The sequence below is a fragment of the Pseudomonas sp. Root562 genome (assembly GCF_001427125.1).
In the GTDB taxonomy this organism is placed as follows: Bacteria; Pseudomonadota; Gammaproteobacteria; order Pseudomonadales; family Pseudomonadaceae; genus Aquipseudomonas.
Map to the genome: position 1 here is coordinate 235,177 of NZ_LMGK01000004.1, position 15,825 is coordinate 251,001.

Here is a 15,825-nt window from a genome sequence, read left to right on the forward strand (position 1 = left end):
AGGATGTCCGAGCGGTTGCCGGCTCTGTCGGCAACGCTCAATCCGTTCAAAGGAGAGCCCGTTAACGGGTAAACACCGATGCTTTATCGCCGTTTTGAAAAACTGATCGACATCTTCCGCGACGCCCCTTCGGCCGCTCCGCCGGATCGCGTCCTGCCCTTCTATACCTATTACCTCAAACAGGTCTGGCCAAGTTTCGTCGCCCTGTTGATCGTCGGCCTGTTCGGCGCGCTGATCGAAGTCGCGCTGTTCAGCTATCTGAGCCGCATCATCGACCTGGCCCAAGGCACACCCAACGCTGACTTTTTCAAGGTACACGGCCTTGAACTGGCCTGGATGGTGGTGGTGGCGCTCGTCCTGCGGCCGATTTTCGTCGGCCTGCATGATCTGCTGGTGCACCAGACCTTGAGCCCGAGCATGACCAGCCTGATTCGCTGGCAAAACCACAGCTATGTGCTCAAGCAGAGCCTGAATTTTTTCCAGAATGACTTCGCCGGCCGTATCGCCCAGCGCATCATGCAAACCGGCAACTCCTTGCGCGATTCAGCGGTACAAGCGGTGGACGCCCTGTGGCATGTGCTGATCTACGCGATCAGCTCGCTGGTGCTGTTTGCCGAAGCCGACTGGTGCCTGATGATCCCGCTGCTGACGTGGATCGTGGCGTTCATCAGTGCACTGTATTACTTCGTACCGCGAGTCAAGGAACGCTCGGTGGTGTCCTCCGATGCGCGCTCCAAACTGATGGGGCGGATCGTCGACGGCTACACCAACATCACCACCCTGAAGCTGTTTGCCCATACCAACTTCGAACAGCAATACGCTCGCGAAGCGATCAAGGAACAAACCGAAAAGGCCCAACTGGCCGGCCGCGTCGTCACCAGTATGGACGTGGTGATCACCAGCATGAACGGCCTGTTGATCGTCGGCACCACCGGCCTGGCCCTGTGGCTTTGGACGCAGTCGCTGATCAGCGTGGGCGCCATCGCCCTGGCCACCGGGCTGGTGATCCGCATCGTCAACATGTCCGGCTGGATCATGTGGGTGGTCACCGGCATCTTCGAAAACATCGGCATGGTTCAGGACGGCCTGCAGAGCATCTCGCAACCGGTCAGCGTCACCGACCGAGACCAGGCCAAACCCCTGGCCGTGGCCCGTGGCGAAGTGCGTTTCGAAGACGTGGATTTCCACTACGGCAAACAGAGCGGGATCATCGGCGGGCTCAACCTGACGATCAAACCCGGCGAGAAGATCGGCCTGATCGGTCCGTCCGGTGCCGGCAAATCAACGCTGGTCAACCTGCTGCTGCGTCTCTATGACGTGGAAGGCGGGAAGATTCTCATCGATGGCCAGAACATCGCCGATGTCAGTCAGGAAAGCCTGCGTGAACGCATCGGCATGATCACCCAGGACACGTCGTTACTGCACCGTTCGATCCGCGACAATCTGCTTTACGGAAAACCCGACGCCACCGATAGCGAACTCTGGGAAGCTGTGCACAAGGCACGGGCCGATGGTTTTATCCCAATGCTTTCGGACGCTGAAGGCCGTGTCGGTTTCGATGCCCACGTCGGTGAACGCGGTGTGAAACTCTCCGGTGGCCAGCGTCAGCGCATCGCCATCGCTCGCGTGCTGCTCAAGGACGCGCCGATTCTGATCATGGACGAAGCCACATCGGCACTGGACTCGGAAGTCGAAGCGGCAATCCAGGAAAGCCTCGAGACCCTGATGCAGGGCAAAACCGTCATTGCCATCGCGCACCGGCTCTCGACCATTGCCCGCATGGACCGCCTGGTGGTGCTGGAAAACGGCAAGATTGCCGAAACCGGCAGCCATGCCGAATTGCTGGCATTGGGTGGGTTGTATGCGCGGCTGTGGCAGCATCAGACGGGTGGGTTTGTCGGGATCGATTAACTTCAGATCACCATGACCCCTGTGGGAGCGACGGTGCGACGATTCGACTTGCCCGCGATGACGGATTCACATTCAACATTGATGTTGACTGATATTCCGCTATCGCTGGCAAGCCAGCTCCCACAAAGACTCCTTGCCAATTACGCCTGCCGGTAAGGCAAGGCTGTCCGCGCTTCTTCGGCATACGCCAACACCCCCAGCCGCTCCTGTTGCAGAAAGTCTTTAACCGCCGCTTTCAGGCCTGGATGGCGCAGGTAATGCCAGGAATGGGTAATCACCGGTTCGAACCCGCGAATCAATTTGTGCTCGCCTTGAGCACCCGCATCGAAGCGTTGAAAGCCGTTGGCGATTGCGTAGTCCATGCCCTGATAGAAACAGGTCTCGAAATGCAGGCGATCGAACTCTGCCAGGCATCCCCAATAACGGCCGTAAAAACTGTCGCCCCCCACCAGGCTGAAAGCCATGGCTACCGGCCGTGAACCTTGTTTGGCAAAAACGACGCGGATCGATTGCGGCATGCGTTCGGCCAACAGGCTGAAAAACGCTCGCGTCAGGTAGGGCCGTTGCCGACGCACTGCGTAGGTGTTGGCGTAGCAGGCGTAGACAAAATCCCACTGCACCTGACTCAACTCACGACCTTCGAGCCACTCGAAATCGAAACCCTGCCCCGCCACCTGTTCCCGCTCTTTACGCATCTGTTTGCGCTTGCGTGAACTCAGTACATCGAGAAAATCCTGGAAGTCCCGGTAGCCGCGGTTTTGCCAGTGATACTGGCAGCCGACACGTTGCAGCCAGCCCGGCTGCTCGGCCAGCGCGGCGTCAGTGAACGGGTCTGTGAAATTGATGTGGGCGCTCAAGAGTTGTTCGATCTCCAGATAACCCGGCAGGCTTTTCAGCAATTCGGAACCGTCCTCCACTGTGGCCGCCAACAAACGCGGCCCGCTGACTGGACTGAAAGGCACTGCGGTCAAAAGCTTGGGGTAGTAATCGATGCCCGCGCGTTCGCAGGCATCGGCCCAGGCGTGATCGAACACGTACTCGCCGTAGGAATGCCATTTGCGGTAACTGGGCAATGCGGCGATCAGTCGATCACCTTCGGTGTGCAACAAATGCTCGGGTTGCCAACCGGAGTGAGGTCCGACGCTGCCGCTGTCCTCCAATGCGCTCAGGAACGCGTGAGACAAAAATGGTTGTGTCTCGGGTACCAACGCATCCCATGTTTGCGCAGTGATTTCAGACAGACTTTGCAGGCGCTGCAACGGCATTACACATCTCTCTCATCGATGGCATGAAGCTTTGCGAGTATCGCCCATCGCCATCCGTTGCACACGATCAATTCGACGACAGCGCTCTAAATCAAGAGTTCGCGACGACTCGGCATCGTCATCGACATGCCATCACATTGCCACTTCCTTGTAATAAACCATCGCGATACTGGCGCCTGTTTTTAGAGCGTCGGGTTCTAACCCGGCCACTGTTTTCCGTCCATCAATGGTCGGTTGTGCCCTGGATGGCTCAGCCATCCACTCTCATCTTCGGAGATTGATATGCGTCTTGCTTCCACGAAAACTGCGGCAGCCCTGTGTGGCGGTCTGTTGCTGGCCATGAGTGTTCCGGCCAGCGCCGCAGTCGACGCCAAACTGCTCGACATGCTCAAGGCAAACGGTTCGATTACCAACGCGCAGTACAGTGAACTGCAAGCCGAGCTGGCCCGGGATCAGAAAGAACAGCAAATCGCCCGCCAGGCTCAACAGGAGACTAACGAGCAGATCGCAGCGACCGCGAAGAAAACCAACGAACTGAGCACCTTCGACCAGAAACTGGCGTGGGCTGCCAAGACCCAGTTCAAGGGCGATGTGCGTTTCCGCCAGGAAAACGTGCACAACGATGGCGTGTCGAACAACAAAGACCAGGATCGTCAGCGCATTCGTGCCCGCCTGGGTGCCTATACCGAAATCAACCCGCAAGTCGACACCGGTATCCGAATCGCCACCGGCAACAACGACGATGCGCGTTCTACCAACCAGAGCCTGGACAACTACTTCGACAAGAAGCAGATCTGGCTGGATCAGGGTTACGTCGACTACCACCCCGACGCGATCAAGAACCTGCACCTGGTGGGCGGCAAGATGCCACAACAATGGGTCAGCATGGGCGACGTGATTTGGGATAGCGACATCAGCCCGGAAGGCCTGTCGGTGTCGTACAAGTACCCGCTGAGCGGCAGTACCGAGCTGTTCGGTAGCGCCGGTCACTACACCCTCAAGGACAACGTCGACGGCGACGGCGTGCAGTTCAAACACGACCTGCGCCTGTACGCGGGCCAGTTGGGTGCACGCTTCGGCATCACTGACAACCTTAAGCTGACCCTGGGTGGCAGCGTCTACGGCTACGACAACGACGACGACATCATCCCCGGCGGCACCTCGATCCCGGCCGCATTGGCCATCAACGGCAACAGCCCGAACGAACAATTCAAGCTGTTCGAAGGTTTCGGTCAGCTCGACATCGGCGGCCTGCCAATGCCGCTCTCGCTGTACGGCCAGTACGTCAACAACGACGATGCCAGCAACGATCAGGATACCGCCTGGCTGGCCGGTTTGAAGACCAAGGTCTACGGTTTCGCCATCGACTACAACTACCGCGACGTGCAGCGTAACGCTGTGGTTGGCGCGTTCACTGACTCCGACTTCGCCAACGGCTTCACCGGTTCGCGCGGCAGCAAGTTGAAAGTGAGCTACGAGCTGGACAAGAACTTCAACCTCGGCGCGACGTACTTCATGGCCAACTCTGACTACACCAACGCCACGCTCAAAGACTCCGACATCAACACCCTGCAACTGGATGCTGAAGCGAAGTTCTGATTCACCCCGCTACACGCCTCGGGCAGGGAAGCCCGAGTCGCGCTTTACAGCCTGGCGTTGGCCCGACGGTCCCCATCATCCGTGCGCCGGACCAACGCGAGTCTGTTTTACCGACCTTGCAGCCTGCCTTGTGCAATCAACGACGATCTCCCACCCGCGAATGGCTTTTGCTCCAGTCGTTCAACAAGCTGTACGCCACTGCCAGCAACGTCGGACCGATGAACAGCCCGATGAAGCCAAACGCAATCAACCCGCCAAACACGCCCAGCAACACAATCACCAGCGGCAGGTTTCCGCCGCGGCTGATCAGGTACGGTTTGAGCACGTTGTCCACGCCACTGATGATGAAGGTGCCCCAGATGCCGAGGAATATTGCCATCCCGTAGTCACCTCTCCATACCAGCCAGGCGGTGGCTGGAATCCACACCAGCGGTGGCCCCATGGGAATCAGGCTAAGCATGAACGTTACGATGCCGAGCACCAAAGCCCCCGGCACACCGGCAATCAGGAAGCCGACCAGCGCCAGGACGGCCTGGGCCGCTGCCGTACCGATCACGCCGTTCACTACCCGCTGCACCGTGCCCGCCACCAATTCGATGTAGTACCCGGCCCGTTTACCGATCAGGCGCTCCAGCAAGCCATGGACAAACGCCGCCAGCCGCGGACCGTCGCGATAGAAAAAGAACACGAAAACAATGCTCAAAGTCAGTTCGAGAATGCCGCCACCAATCTGCGCACTGCGCGCCAGCAGCCAGTTACCGACCTGACCGAAGTAGGGTTTGAGCGACACCATCATGGCCGCGCCCTGCTGATCGACACTGTTCCAGATTCCCAGCAGTCGCTCACCCACCAGCGGAATGCTGCCCAGCCAGTCCGGCGCTTGCGGCAGACCATCGACCTGCACATCCTTGATGAACGCCGTGGCGTCGCGCACATGGTCCGCCAGGTTGAAGCCCAGCCAGACCAGAGGCGCTGCCACCAGCACCATCCAGCCCACGGTCAACAGCGCCGCCGCCAGGGATTCGCGACCATTTAGCCAACGGGTCAGTAAGCGCATCAGTGGCCAACTGGCAAACGCCAGCACCGCCCCCCAGAACAACGCTGACCAGAACGGTGCCATCACCCAGAAGCTCGCGCCAAACAGCACCAGGAGCAGGATCTGCACCAACAGCCGATCATTATTGATCATCTAAAGTCTCAAAAAATCAGTTCGAAAGAGTTGGCGAACGCGTTACGCGCGTTCGCCGGGTTAAAGCCTAGCGCAATAGCTGGATGTGCAGGCCAGAGCCTTCGACGCTGCCGGTTTCCAGCCGTGCCGCACGCACGCCCTGAGCGATCAGCGCCTGCCGCCAGGCTTCGGCAGCAGGCCCGGAAACACTGACCCGCAACGTCGTGTCCAGGTTCAGACCACGGGAGATCAAACGCAGCCAGGTGTCATCCGGTGCATCCGTGAGTTTGGGAAAGTCGAGTTCGCCGGTGCTTTTGAGTTCACGCAGCAAGGTCGCCGAGGTCGGCAGCAAATCGCCCAGCGGCGCAGCGGCATCGAACTGCTCGACGTGCAGGTAGGCTTTGCGATTGCCGCGGGTGATGCTGTAGAGCGCCACCAGTGTGTTGTCTTTCGGAGCAGCCAGGCGCAACAGCAGGTACGCCTGCTCATTGTCGGCGCCATAGAGCTTGGCGTTGCCGAAGACTTCGTTGGCCCACAGGCTGCTTTCACCGCAATCACGGGCCTGGCACCAGAACAGCAACTGGGCGTCCTGTTTCTGCAAGGCTTCGCGGGCGGCCGTGAATGCTTCGGTGGATGAATGCTCCGGTGGCAGCTCGTAGGTCACTGACGTGGCATTGCCACGGGCGCTGACCTGGCCATCGAAGCGCAGCTGGCCGCTGATCTTGCGGATCGAACCCAGTGGGTAAATTCGCTCGATGTCGACCGGAACGCGATAGTCGACGATCTGCGCATCGGCCATGCGCGGCACGATCGGCAAATCCTGACTGCCAGGCACATCAGCGGCCAACAACACGGGACTGAAACTGCACAGTGCCAACAGACTGAGGGAACGCATCGATAGACTCATCGGATCAGCATGGCCTGGGCACCCTTGATGACACTCGCTTCATCGGCGCGCTGTGGCACCAGCAAGCCACGTTGCACCGCAGGACGCGCCTCCATGGTTGCCATCCAGCGTTGCAACGCCGTCAAACCTTCCACCGAGACACCGGACCACTCGTAGCCACGTACCCAGGGGAACGTCGCGATATCGGCGATGCTGTAGTCGCCGGCAAGGAACTCGACGGCTTGCAGGCGCGTGTCGAGGACTTCGTAGAGGCGACGGGTTTCGTGCTGATAGCGATCGATTGCACCCTGCAGCTTTTCCGGGAAATAACGGAAAAACACGTTGGCCTGGCCCTGCATCGGGCCGATGCCGCCCATCTGGAACATCAGCCACTGCAATACCACCGAACGCCCCTTGGGGTCGGCTGGCAAAAGCTTGCCGGTCATTTCAGCGAGGTAAATCAGGATGGCACCGGATTCAAACACGGCAAAATCGCCGTTGGCGCGATCGACGATCGCCGGAATACGCCCATTGGGGTTGATCTTGAGGAAGTCCGCGGACTTCTGTTCCTTTTTGTCGAAACTCAGGGCATGCACCTTATAGGGCAGGCCGAGTTCCTCGAGCACGATAGAGACCTTGTGGCCATTCGGGGTCGCAGCGGTGTACAGATCTATCATGGTTGTCTCCCATTTCAACCCGCCCAGCCTCGACAGTTGCCTGGTGCAAGTCAAGGAATGGCGAAGAACCGATTGAAACAGTCTGCGACAAGGTCGGCACCGGACTCGTCGTTCAAGTGCAAATGGTGGCCACCAGGCAGCTGTTCACGGCTAAAGGGTAGACGCTCCAGCAATTCTGGATGTTTGGCGAGCATGCCGTCGGCGGCCACCACCAGTTTTGCCGGACAACTCACCCGCTTGACGAATGCCATTGCCTGTTCGGTCGTAAGACGCAGCGGCGATGGCAGCGTGAGGCGGTTATCGGTGCGCCAGGTGTAACCGCCCGGCACCGGCATCAAGCCACGTTGCGCCAGCAGTTCGGCGGCTTCGCGACTGACCGCCACCAACCCTTTCATTCGAGCCTCGACGGCTCGATCGAGGGTGTCGTAGACCGGTTTGCGTTTTTCTTGCAAATCCAGCTGCGCTTGCAGGGCCATGCCCATGCGTTCGGCCGCATTTTCGCCCTTGTCGGTAGGCGGAATGACGCCATCGATCAAGGCCAGATGAGTGACGCGCTCCGGCAAAGACCCGGCGATGATCAAGGACGCGATCGCCCCCATCGAGTGGCCCAACAGGGCAAAGCGCTTGAGGCCCATTTGTTCGGCGACTTGCAGCACATCGTGGGCATAGTCCCACATGGCGTACCCCGCGCCCGGCGGGCGATGCCCGGAATGGCCGTGCCCTGCCATGTCCAGTGCAATGATGCGCAGACCTTTAAGCTTCGGCGCCAGTCGGGCGAAGCTGTTGGCGTTGTCGAGCCAGCCGTGCAAGGCAATCACCGGCAATCCGTCTTCCGGGCCGAACAGATGCGCCGCCAGCTCGATGTGCGGCAGGCTCAGGCGGACTTCTTCAACGACGTGACTCATGCGCAATCCTGTGGGCGGCGTCCTTCCCATTTGCTGAACAGGTTTTTCAGCAACAGGGCGGTGTCTTGCGGACGTTCGAGGGGAAACATGTGGCCACCAGGCATGGTCAGGGACTCTCCCAAAGGCATGCGCCCGACCGAACTGGCGTGGTGGCGCATCACCACCCGGCTGCTGCGCCCGCGCACCACCGCCAGAGGCACTTTCAATTGTCGCGTGCGGCCGGGGCTGGTGTGGGGTACGCCACGGTAGATACTGATTTCCGTGGCCGGATCGAAGCGCAGGCGCAGTTTGTCACCCACTTTGTGCAAACCGTGTTGCAGGTAGGCGTCGAAACATTCCGGATCGAAACTGCGAAACAGGGTTTTGCCTGCGAAATAGCGGCGGGCACTGTCGAGATCGGCGAATTCTTCCCGCCGCCCCAAGGTACGACCCGCCGGGGTCAGGCGATCGATGAACCCCAAACGCTTGGCCGCGCGGATCACCCATTGATCGGTACGGGTCAGCACAGGGGAATCGAGCATCACCACGCCGCGATAGAGATGGGGACAGCGCAACGCCGCGTGCTGGTGCAGTACGCCACCAAAGGAATGGCCGACACCCCAAACCGGTTCCGGCTGCTGCTCCAGGTGATGAATCAACTCATCCACCAGGTTGTACCAGTTGTCGTCCGCCGGAAACCGCGGGTCATGGGCGTGCTGCTCCAGATGCGTCACCTGATACTCGGGCGCCAGCGCCGCGAACAGTTTGCCGTAGGTACCCGAAGGAAACCCGTTGGCGTGGGCGAAAAATATCTGTTGCGACATACCGGCAAATCCATGAGCGAAAACAGGTGTTGATTGTCCGTAAGACCACGTACTACAGCAATGACCGTAACTGACAGGAATGATGACAGTCCGGTCAAAGCTATGGACTGCTCTCAACGTGCCGGCGGATTCTCGCCCAACGGCACCACCGCCATGGTCAAGCGCGACACGCAACTGGCCTTGCCCTCATCACTGGTCAGGCGGATGTCCCAGACATGGGTCGTGCGCCCGATGTGAATCGGCTTGGCCACCGCCGTCACTCGCCCGCTTCGCAGGCCGCGCAAATGGTTGGCGTTGATTTCCAGGCCCACGCAGTAAAACTTGCTGGCGTCGATGCACAGGTAACTGGCCATGGAGCCGACGGTTTCAGCCAGCACCACCGAAGCGCCGCCGTGCAGCAAGCCATAAGGCTGGTGGGTGCGGTGGTCGATGACCATGCTCGCGGTCAGCGACTCTTCATCAAAGGCTTCGAAGCGGATGTCCAACACTTCGCCAATAGTGTTCTTCTGGATTGCATTCAACTGTTCGATGTTGGGGGTGGTGCGCCACAAACTCATCGCTGGATTCCTTGTTGGTTTTGTTCGTGACTCAATCCTGCCACAGCACCGCTTCGCTGCGCTCGCTCCATTCTTCGAATTGCCCACCGTAAGCCGCTTCGATGACGTTGCGCTTGATCTTCAAGGTCGGCGTGAGGAAGCCGTTTTCCACGGCCCAGCTGTCCTTGACCACCACCAGACGCCGCAGACGTTCGTGCTTGTCGAGTGCGGCATTGACCTCCTCGAGCAGTTTTTCCAGGCTTGAATGCAACCCCGCGCGCGCCTCCTGTTGCCCGACGGCCGAGAGTACGCATAGCCCCAACGGCGCACTCAAGCCATCGCCGACCACGCAAACCTGTTCGATGCGCGAATGCACCGCCAGGCGATTTTCAATCGGTGCCGGTGCCACGTATTTACCCTTGCTGGTCTTGAAGATTTCCTTCAAACGCCCAGTCAGGCGCAAGTTGCCTTCGGCGTCCTCTTCGCCTTTGTCGCCGGTCCGCAGGAAACCCTCCTCGGTGATGGTTTCAGCGGTTTTCTGCGGTTCCTTGAAATAGCCGAGCATGGTCGCGCCGCTGCGCACCAGCACCTCGCCCGATTCCTCGATGCGCACTTCCACCTCGGGGCATGGCTTGCCGATCCAGCCGGGTTTGTTCTGGCCCGGCAGGCATATGTGCGAGTAACCACAGCTTTCGGTCATGCCGTAAACCTCCAGCACGTCCAGGCCCAATTTGCGGTACCACAGCAACAAGGTCAGTGGCACCGGCGCGGCACCGGACAAGGCCACGCGCAACGCATCAAGCCCCAACCCGGCGAGCACCTTGTGCCCTACCCGCTTGCCGATAAACGGCAAGCCGAGCAAAAAATCGAGGCGTTTTGCCGGGATCTTGCTGTACACGCCCATCTGGAATTTGGTCCAGATCCGCGGTACGCCAAACAGCGCCGTCGGTCGCGCACGTTTCAGGTCGGTGAGAAAAGTATCGAGGCTCTCGGCAAAAAAAACGGTTTGCCCGGTATAGATCGAGGCCAGTTCGACGAACATCCGTTCCGCCACATGGCACAACGGCAAATAGGACAACAGTCGGTCCGACTCGTTGAGGCCGAATAACGACGTGCCACGTGTGGTCGCAAACCCAAGGTTACCGAAACTGTGCATCACGCCCTTCGGCATGCCGGTGGTGCCGGAGGTGTAGATGATCGTCGCGAGTTGATCGGCGGCAGGCTTGGGATCGTCCTGGATCGGTGAGCTGCGTTGCAGATCGGCCCAGCTGAAATCGAAGGTGCCAGGCGGATGCAGCGGCAGGCTGATCGTCACCAAGTCCGGGCTCACCCCTCGGGACATACCGGGCCAGTCGTCGAGTTTGCCAATAAAGGCCAGGACCGCTTCAGAATGCTCCAGCACCTGGGCCACGGATTCGGCCGTCAGGTTCGGGTACAGCGGCACCGAGACATGGCCAGCCATCCAGATCGCCAGGTCGGCAATGATCCAGTGGGCGCAGTTTTTCGAGATCAGGGCGACATGGCTGCCTTGTGGCAACTCCCGCGCTCGCAACCAATGTGCTGCACAGCGGGCCTGATGGCCGACGTCGGCCCAGGTCAGGGTCTCGACTTGCCCACCGCCAACGGGCTGCACCAAAAAGCGCTGGCGTGGATGACGGGCTTCACGCTCGTAGAAAACGTCCAGCGGCAAACGAAAAGCAGCAGACATGCGACTCGCTCCTGTTTTTTTGTTCTGGAGCAAGCGTAGTCAACCAAGCAAGTGCTTGGTTAGCTATTTTGTACGATTTTTTTCAAGCCCTCTCTGCCTGTAGAAGCGAGGCTTGCCCGCGAAGGGAGCCTCTGAATTGCCAAAAGCTTCGCGGGCAAGCCTCGCTCCTGCATAAGAAAAATCAAAGACGGCTATGGGTGCTTGACGCTGTTGAGCCTCATCGAGCCGACCAGCAGTTCACTGCCTTCGAGTTCCGCCAGCCCGGCAGTGCTGATCCGCTCCGGGGGGTGTCCGGCACCGTGTTGCAAATAGCTCAGCAAATTGCCCACCAACGGGTTGTGACTGACCAGCAGTACGTCACTCACCGCAACCATCTGCTCGGCCACTTTGTCCGGATCAGTGTCCGGTGTCAGCCAATCGACAGTGCGAATTTCCGGTTCGAAACCCAACGCTTCGCGCACCAACTGCGCTGTTTGCTGTGCGCGCAGGTAGGGGCTGGCGTAGATCGCGGTCAGCGGCTGGCCGATCAGCAGTGCCGCACTGCGCAATACTTCTTCACGACCGTGGTCCGTCAGTTCCCGCTCCGAATCGTGGGGGCGGGAGCCGTGTGGTACGGCTTCACCATGACGCAATACCCAGAGTTTCATAGCTTGGGTTCCTCATCTCGGGCCGGATGCGGCGCTGGCGCCACGACGTGCGGCGCTTCACCTTCCGGCGTACGCGGCGTCGGCCAATCGGCGAACGGCCAAGGCTTCTGGTCGCTGTGAAAACTGCCGAACCGACCGATCTGAGCCAGGAACTGGCTCAGACTGTCGCCGAAGTTCATCAAACTGGCGCTCGGGGCGCCGTAAATCAAACGATAGATCAACTGCACCAGCACCACGGCACCCAGGATGAATTGCGCCACTTGCCAGACCAGCACAAAAACCACCATCCACAACACCCGCAGCAGGATGGATTCGTACTTGGCTTCTACTTTCTGATCGTTCATGTCTCACTCCGTTCCGGTTAAGGGGTGGGCTCAGTTGAAACCGCTGGTGGAAATAAAGTCGACATCGGTTTTCGGTTCACCACGCATCAACAGCGCGATCACCTGTTCCAGCGTGCGCCCTTCGAACAAAATCGCATGCAGCCCGGCGACCAGCGGCATATAAACGCCCACCTCCTGGGACTTGGCCTTGAGCACCTTGAGGGTGTTCACGCCTTCGGCCACTTCACCCAGGCGATTGACCGCCTCTTCCAGGCTCAAGCCCTGACCGAGGGCAAAACCGACCTGATAGTTGCGGCTTTTCGGCGAGGAGCAGGTCACGATCAAATCGCCCACGCCCGCCAGGCCGAGGAAAGTCATCGGGTTGGCGCCCTGATTGACCGCAAAGCGGGTCATTTCCGCCAACGCCCGGGTGATCAGCATGCTCTTGGTGTTTTCGCCCATCTCCAGTGCCACGGCCATGCCGGCAATGATTGCGTAGACGTTTTTCAACGCGCCGCCCAGTTCCACGCCGAATCGATCCGCACTGGCGTACACACGGAAGGTGCGGCCATGCAGCACGGCCTGAACCCGCTCGCAGAGTTCCTCGTCTTCACTGGCAACCACCGTGGCGGTCAGCGCATGTTCGGCGATTTCGCGGGCCAGGTTCGGCCCGGATAACACGCCGATGCGTGCTTGCGGGGCAATCTCTTCGAGAATCTGGCTCATCAATTTGAACGTATGAGCCTCGATGCCTTTGGTCAGGCTCACCAGCATCTTGCGGCGCAGACGCTCGGCGTGCGGCGCCAGCACCGAGCGCAACGCGCCGGATGGCAGCGCAACGAAACTCAGATCGCAGGCTTCAAGGGTGGCTTGCAGATCGGTGACCGGCGTCACGCCGGGCAGAATCTTGATGCCCTTGAGATAACGCGGGTTCTCACGATTGACCCGAATGGCTTCGGCCTGTTCAGGGTCACGCATCCACTGCAGGACCTGGTGACCGTTTTCGGCCAGCAGGTTTGCCACGGCGGTACCAAAACTTCCGCCTCCCAGGACCGCAATCGGGCGCTGTTCAGTCATATGTAATCCGTTAATCCATACCAGTGGCGATGTCGGCATTATACGGAGCGCCCCAGTGTCGGCCAGCCCCTGTGTCAATTACCGGCGCAAGTTGAAAGTTGCAGGATAAAACCCCAGGAAAATGCTGACATCGTGACTGGAAAAGTCATCGGCCTCGGTTAACATGCGCGCCATCAATTGCTGACAAGGATGTGTTGTGTCACTGGGTTCTCCTTCACCTCGCTCGCCGTTGGTGCTGGCGCTGGTCTTCAGCTCGCCATTGCTGGCAGACGACTTGTTCCTCGATAGCGAACCGTTGCCGCAGGTGCTGACGGCCACGCGCCTTAAACAGTCGCCAGCGGCCGTTCCGGGAAGCATGACCGTGATCGACAGTGCGCTGATCAATGCCACGGGTGCCCGGGACATCAGTGAAGTGCTGCGATTGGTGCCCGGAATGATGGTTGGCAACATCAGCGGCAACCAGGCGACGGTGAATTATCACGGCACCAGCGCCAGCGAAGCGCGGCGCATGCAGGTATTGATCGACGGTCGCTCGGTGTACCGCGCCGGCCTGGCTACGGTGGACTGGAGCGACATTCCGGTGGCCATGGAGGATATCGAGCGCATCGAAGTTTTCCGCGGCCCGAACACCGTCAGCTATGGCGCCAATGCGCTGATGGCGGTGGTCAATATCATCACACGCAACCCGGCCGACAGCCATGGCACGCGGATGAAAGTCACTCGTGGCCAACGCGGCATCAACGATTTTTACGCCAGCCAGGGCGTGGGTTGGAATGACGGAGATCTACGCCTGTCGTTGTCCGGCCAGCAGGACGACGGCTTCGACACCGACCGCAACGGCGCCGATTATCGAGACAGCCGCCGTTTGAATCGCTTCAATCTGGCTGTCAGCCAAGCGCTCGACGAACGCCAAAGCATCGATTGGCAATTGAACGCCAAAGAAGGCAGTAATCAGCGGCCGTATACCTACCGTCCAGTGTTTTCGGGGATTACCCGTGCCGGCGACAATTCTGACGTCACCGCCAAGGATTACGCCGGCTCGTTGCGTTGGAACCTCGATATCAATCCCGACCACAGTCTGTATGTCCAGGGCTCAGCCCAGCATTGGGATCGCCAGCAAACCTGGCGCGCGTGTGATGCCGAGATCTCGTTCAGTCCGCAACTGACCGAACTCTGGCAGCTCAACCCAAACTACACCGAACGCCTGGCACGCAATATCGAACGTTTTACCGGCCCCGGCGCCCCTCCCGGCGAGGCCACCGAGCAAGCATTGGCCAACCAGGCGCTCGATCAATGGCGAAATGGTGCCCGGCAGACCGTTTGCGGCGACATCGATCAAAGCACCCGGGAGACCCGCTACGATCTTGAACTGCAGGACACCCTGAGTCTGTCCGATAGTCTGCGACTGGTCAGTGGCTTGAACTATCGTTACGACCGGGCAGATTCCGAGACTTACTTCAATGGCACCCTTGATGACACCACGTGGCGGGCATTCGGCCAACTCGAGTGGCGCGCCAGCGAACACTGGCTGCTGCAAGGCGGCGCGATGTTCGAAGATACGCAGTTGATCGGCAACTCACTGACGCCGCGGGTGGCGGTCAATTACCTGATCAACCCGCGCCATGGCTTGCGGGCGGTGTACTCCGAAGCCATCCGTTCGCCGGACATGTTCGAAAACAGCGTCAACTGGAGTTACCGCGTCACCAACCTGCAACCGACGGCCTATGGCCAGTCCAGCGCCCGTTACTTCGTCAAGACCCGCGGCCCCGGCAATCTCGACCAGGAACATATGCGCTCTCGCGAACTGGGTTATAACGGATACTTCGCCGGACAGAGGCTCGCTCTTGACGTAAAGCTGTTCCATGACGAAATCACCGGCATGATCAGCGAACCGCTGCGCAACAATCAGTTCATCGCCAGTAACGCCAACACCGCACGATTTTCCGGAGCGGAAACCCAGCTCGACTGGCGTGTCGACGACGCTGACCGTTTGCGCTTTACCTACGCCTACGTCGATGTCGACGCGAGCAATCCCCAGGACGCACAACAGACGGCTCGCAATAGCGGTTCCGCCGGCTGGATGCGCGACTGGGGCAAAGGCTGGAACAGCGCGCTTTTCTACTACGGTGACGACGCCTTGAACGGCTACCGCTTCGAACGGATCGACACGCGCATCGCCAAACGTATCCGTCTGGGCAAAGCCAGCCTGGAATTGGCTGGCGTGCTCCAGCACCGCCTCGATCATCAACCGACCACCTTCATTGACAATAATTATGACGAGCGCCAAGTGATGTACTTCAGCGCGGAGCTGGCACTTTAA

Annotated in this window: 14 protein-coding genes; 3 read left to right on the top strand and 11 right to left on the bottom strand. The window is 59.5% G+C overall.

The features are described from left to right. The first annotated feature begins 78 nt into the window (after positions 1-78). Positions 79-1,911, top strand: a complete 1,833-nt coding sequence (locus ASD60_RS05955) for an ABC transporter ATP-binding protein (RefSeq protein WP_056853102.1) — start codon at positions 79-81, stop codon at positions 1,909-1,911. Between the two features lie 140 nt (positions 1,912-2,051). Here the strand turns inward: ASD60_RS05955 and ASD60_RS05960 are convergent, their stop codons facing one another. Beyond that, the gene (locus ASD60_RS05960; protein WP_056853103.1) at positions 2,052-3,176 is read right to left on the bottom strand and encodes a GNAT family N-acetyltransferase; all 1,125 of its coding nucleotides are present in this window, start codon (positions 3,174-3,176) and stop codon (positions 2,052-2,054) included. A gap of 282 nt (positions 3,177-3,458) precedes the next feature. Between ASD60_RS05960 and ASD60_RS05965 the strand changes: the two genes are divergently transcribed. Continuing rightward, positions 3,459-4,775 (top strand): putative porin, encoded by a 1,317-nt coding sequence (locus tag ASD60_RS05965; protein ID WP_056853104.1) that lies wholly within the window; start codon positions 3,459-3,461, stop codon positions 4,773-4,775. Between the two features lie 136 nt (positions 4,776-4,911). Here ASD60_RS05965 and ASD60_RS05970 read toward each other — a convergent pair whose 3' ends face one another. The 10 genes from ASD60_RS05970 to ASD60_RS06015 all read right to left on the bottom strand — a co-directional run bounded on the left by ASD60_RS05970 (position 4,912) and on the right by ASD60_RS06015 (position 13,505). Beyond that, positions 4,912-5,964, bottom strand: coding sequence for an AI-2E family transporter (locus ASD60_RS05970; protein WP_056853105.1), 1,053 nt, complete (start codon positions 5,962-5,964; stop codon positions 4,912-4,914). Positions 5,965-6,031: 67 nt separating this feature from the next. Next, positions 6,032-6,838 (bottom strand): DUF4892 domain-containing protein, encoded by an 807-nt coding sequence (locus ASD60_RS05975; protein WP_056853106.1) that lies wholly within the window; start codon positions 6,836-6,838, stop codon positions 6,032-6,034. Between the two features lie 8 nt (positions 6,839-6,846). Then, entirely contained in the window at positions 6,847-7,506 is a 660-nt protein-coding gene (locus ASD60_RS05980) for a glutathione S-transferase family protein (protein WP_056853107.1), read from the bottom strand. A 50-nt stretch (positions 7,507-7,556) separates the two neighbouring features. Further along, complete coding sequence (locus ASD60_RS05985) at positions 7,557-8,411, bottom strand: alpha/beta hydrolase (RefSeq protein ID WP_056853108.1); 855 nt, start codon at positions 8,409-8,411, stop codon at positions 7,557-7,559. Beyond that, positions 8,408-9,214, bottom strand: coding sequence for an alpha/beta fold hydrolase (locus ASD60_RS05990; protein ID WP_056853109.1), 807 nt, complete (start codon positions 9,212-9,214; stop codon positions 8,408-8,410). Before ASD60_RS05990 ends, ASD60_RS05985 begins: the two co-directional genes overlap by 4 nt. 113 nt (positions 9,215-9,327) lie before the next feature. Then, the gene (locus tag ASD60_RS05995; RefSeq protein ID WP_056853110.1) at positions 9,328-9,771 is read right to left on the bottom strand and encodes a hotdog fold thioesterase; all 444 of its coding nucleotides are present in this window, start codon (positions 9,769-9,771) and stop codon (positions 9,328-9,330) included. Positions 9,772-9,802: 31 nt separating this feature from the next. Further along, the gene (locus ASD60_RS06000) at positions 9,803-11,458 is read right to left on the bottom strand and encodes an AMP-binding protein (RefSeq protein WP_056853111.1); all 1,656 of its coding nucleotides are present in this window, start codon (positions 11,456-11,458) and stop codon (positions 9,803-9,805) included. 191 nt (positions 11,459-11,649) lie between these two features. Beyond that, on the bottom strand, positions 11,650-12,105 hold the full coding sequence (sixA, locus tag ASD60_RS06005) for a phosphohistidine phosphatase SixA (protein ID WP_056853112.1): 456 nt from the start codon (positions 12,103-12,105) through the stop codon (positions 11,650-11,652). Further along, complete coding sequence (locus ASD60_RS06010; protein ID WP_056853113.1) at positions 12,102-12,449, bottom strand: DUF4389 domain-containing protein; 348 nt, start codon at positions 12,447-12,449, stop codon at positions 12,102-12,104. The genes sixA and ASD60_RS06010 overlap by 4 nt, the downstream gene beginning before the upstream one ends. Before the next feature lie 30 nt (positions 12,450-12,479). Then, positions 12,480-13,505 (bottom strand): NAD(P)H-dependent glycerol-3-phosphate dehydrogenase, encoded by a 1,026-nt coding sequence (locus tag ASD60_RS06015; RefSeq protein ID WP_056853114.1) that lies wholly within the window; start codon positions 13,503-13,505, stop codon positions 12,480-12,482. A gap of 196 nt (positions 13,506-13,701) precedes the next feature. On the opposite strand from ASD60_RS06015, the gene ASD60_RS06020 reads away from it, so the two are divergent. Beyond that, positions 13,702-15,825: a TonB-dependent receptor plug domain-containing protein gene (locus tag ASD60_RS06020; RefSeq protein ID WP_056853115.1), complete on the top strand. Its 2,124-nt coding sequence runs from the start codon at positions 13,702-13,704 to the stop codon at positions 15,823-15,825.

Coding starts and splice junctions, on each gene's coding strand:
- ASD60_RS05980 (WP_056853107.1), bottom strand. CDS start 7,506: ATGATAGATCTGTACACCGCTGCGACCCCGAATGGCCACAAGGTCTCT.
- ASD60_RS05970 (WP_056853105.1), bottom strand. CDS start 5,964: ATGATCAATAATGATCGGCTGTTGGTGCAGATCCTGCTCCTGGTGCTG.
- ASD60_RS05990 (WP_056853109.1), bottom strand. CDS start 9,214: ATGTCGCAACAGATATTTTTCGCCCACGCCAACGGGTTTCCTTCGGGT.
- ASD60_RS05985 (WP_056853108.1), bottom strand. CDS start 8,411: ATGAGTCACGTCGTTGAAGAAGTCCGCCTGAGCCTGCCGCACATCGAG.
- ASD60_RS06000 (WP_056853111.1), bottom strand. CDS start 11,458: ATGTCTGCTGCTTTTCGTTTGCCGCTGGACGTTTTCTACGAGCGTGAA.
- ASD60_RS05955 (WP_056853102.1), top strand. CDS start 79: ATGCTTTATCGCCGTTTTGAAAAACTGATCGACATCTTCCGCGACGCC.
- ASD60_RS05975 (WP_056853106.1), bottom strand. CDS start 6,838: ATGCGTTCCCTCAGTCTGTTGGCACTGTGCAGTTTCAGTCCCGTGTTG.
- ASD60_RS06015 (WP_056853114.1), bottom strand. CDS start 13,505: ATGACTGAACAGCGCCCGATTGCGGTCCTGGGAGGCGGAAGTTTTGGT.
- ASD60_RS05995 (WP_056853110.1), bottom strand. CDS start 9,771: ATGAGTTTGTGGCGCACCACCCCCAACATCGAACAGTTGAATGCAATC.
- sixA (WP_056853112.1), bottom strand. CDS start 12,105: ATGAAACTCTGGGTATTGCGTCATGGTGAAGCCGTACCACACGGCTCC.
- ASD60_RS05965 (WP_056853104.1), top strand. CDS start 3,459: ATGCGTCTTGCTTCCACGAAAACTGCGGCAGCCCTGTGTGGCGGTCTG.
- ASD60_RS06010 (WP_056853113.1), bottom strand. CDS start 12,449: ATGAACGATCAGAAAGTAGAAGCCAAGTACGAATCCATCCTGCTGCGG.
- ASD60_RS05960 (WP_056853103.1), bottom strand. CDS start 3,176: ATGCCGTTGCAGCGCCTGCAAAGTCTGTCTGAAATCACTGCGCAAACA.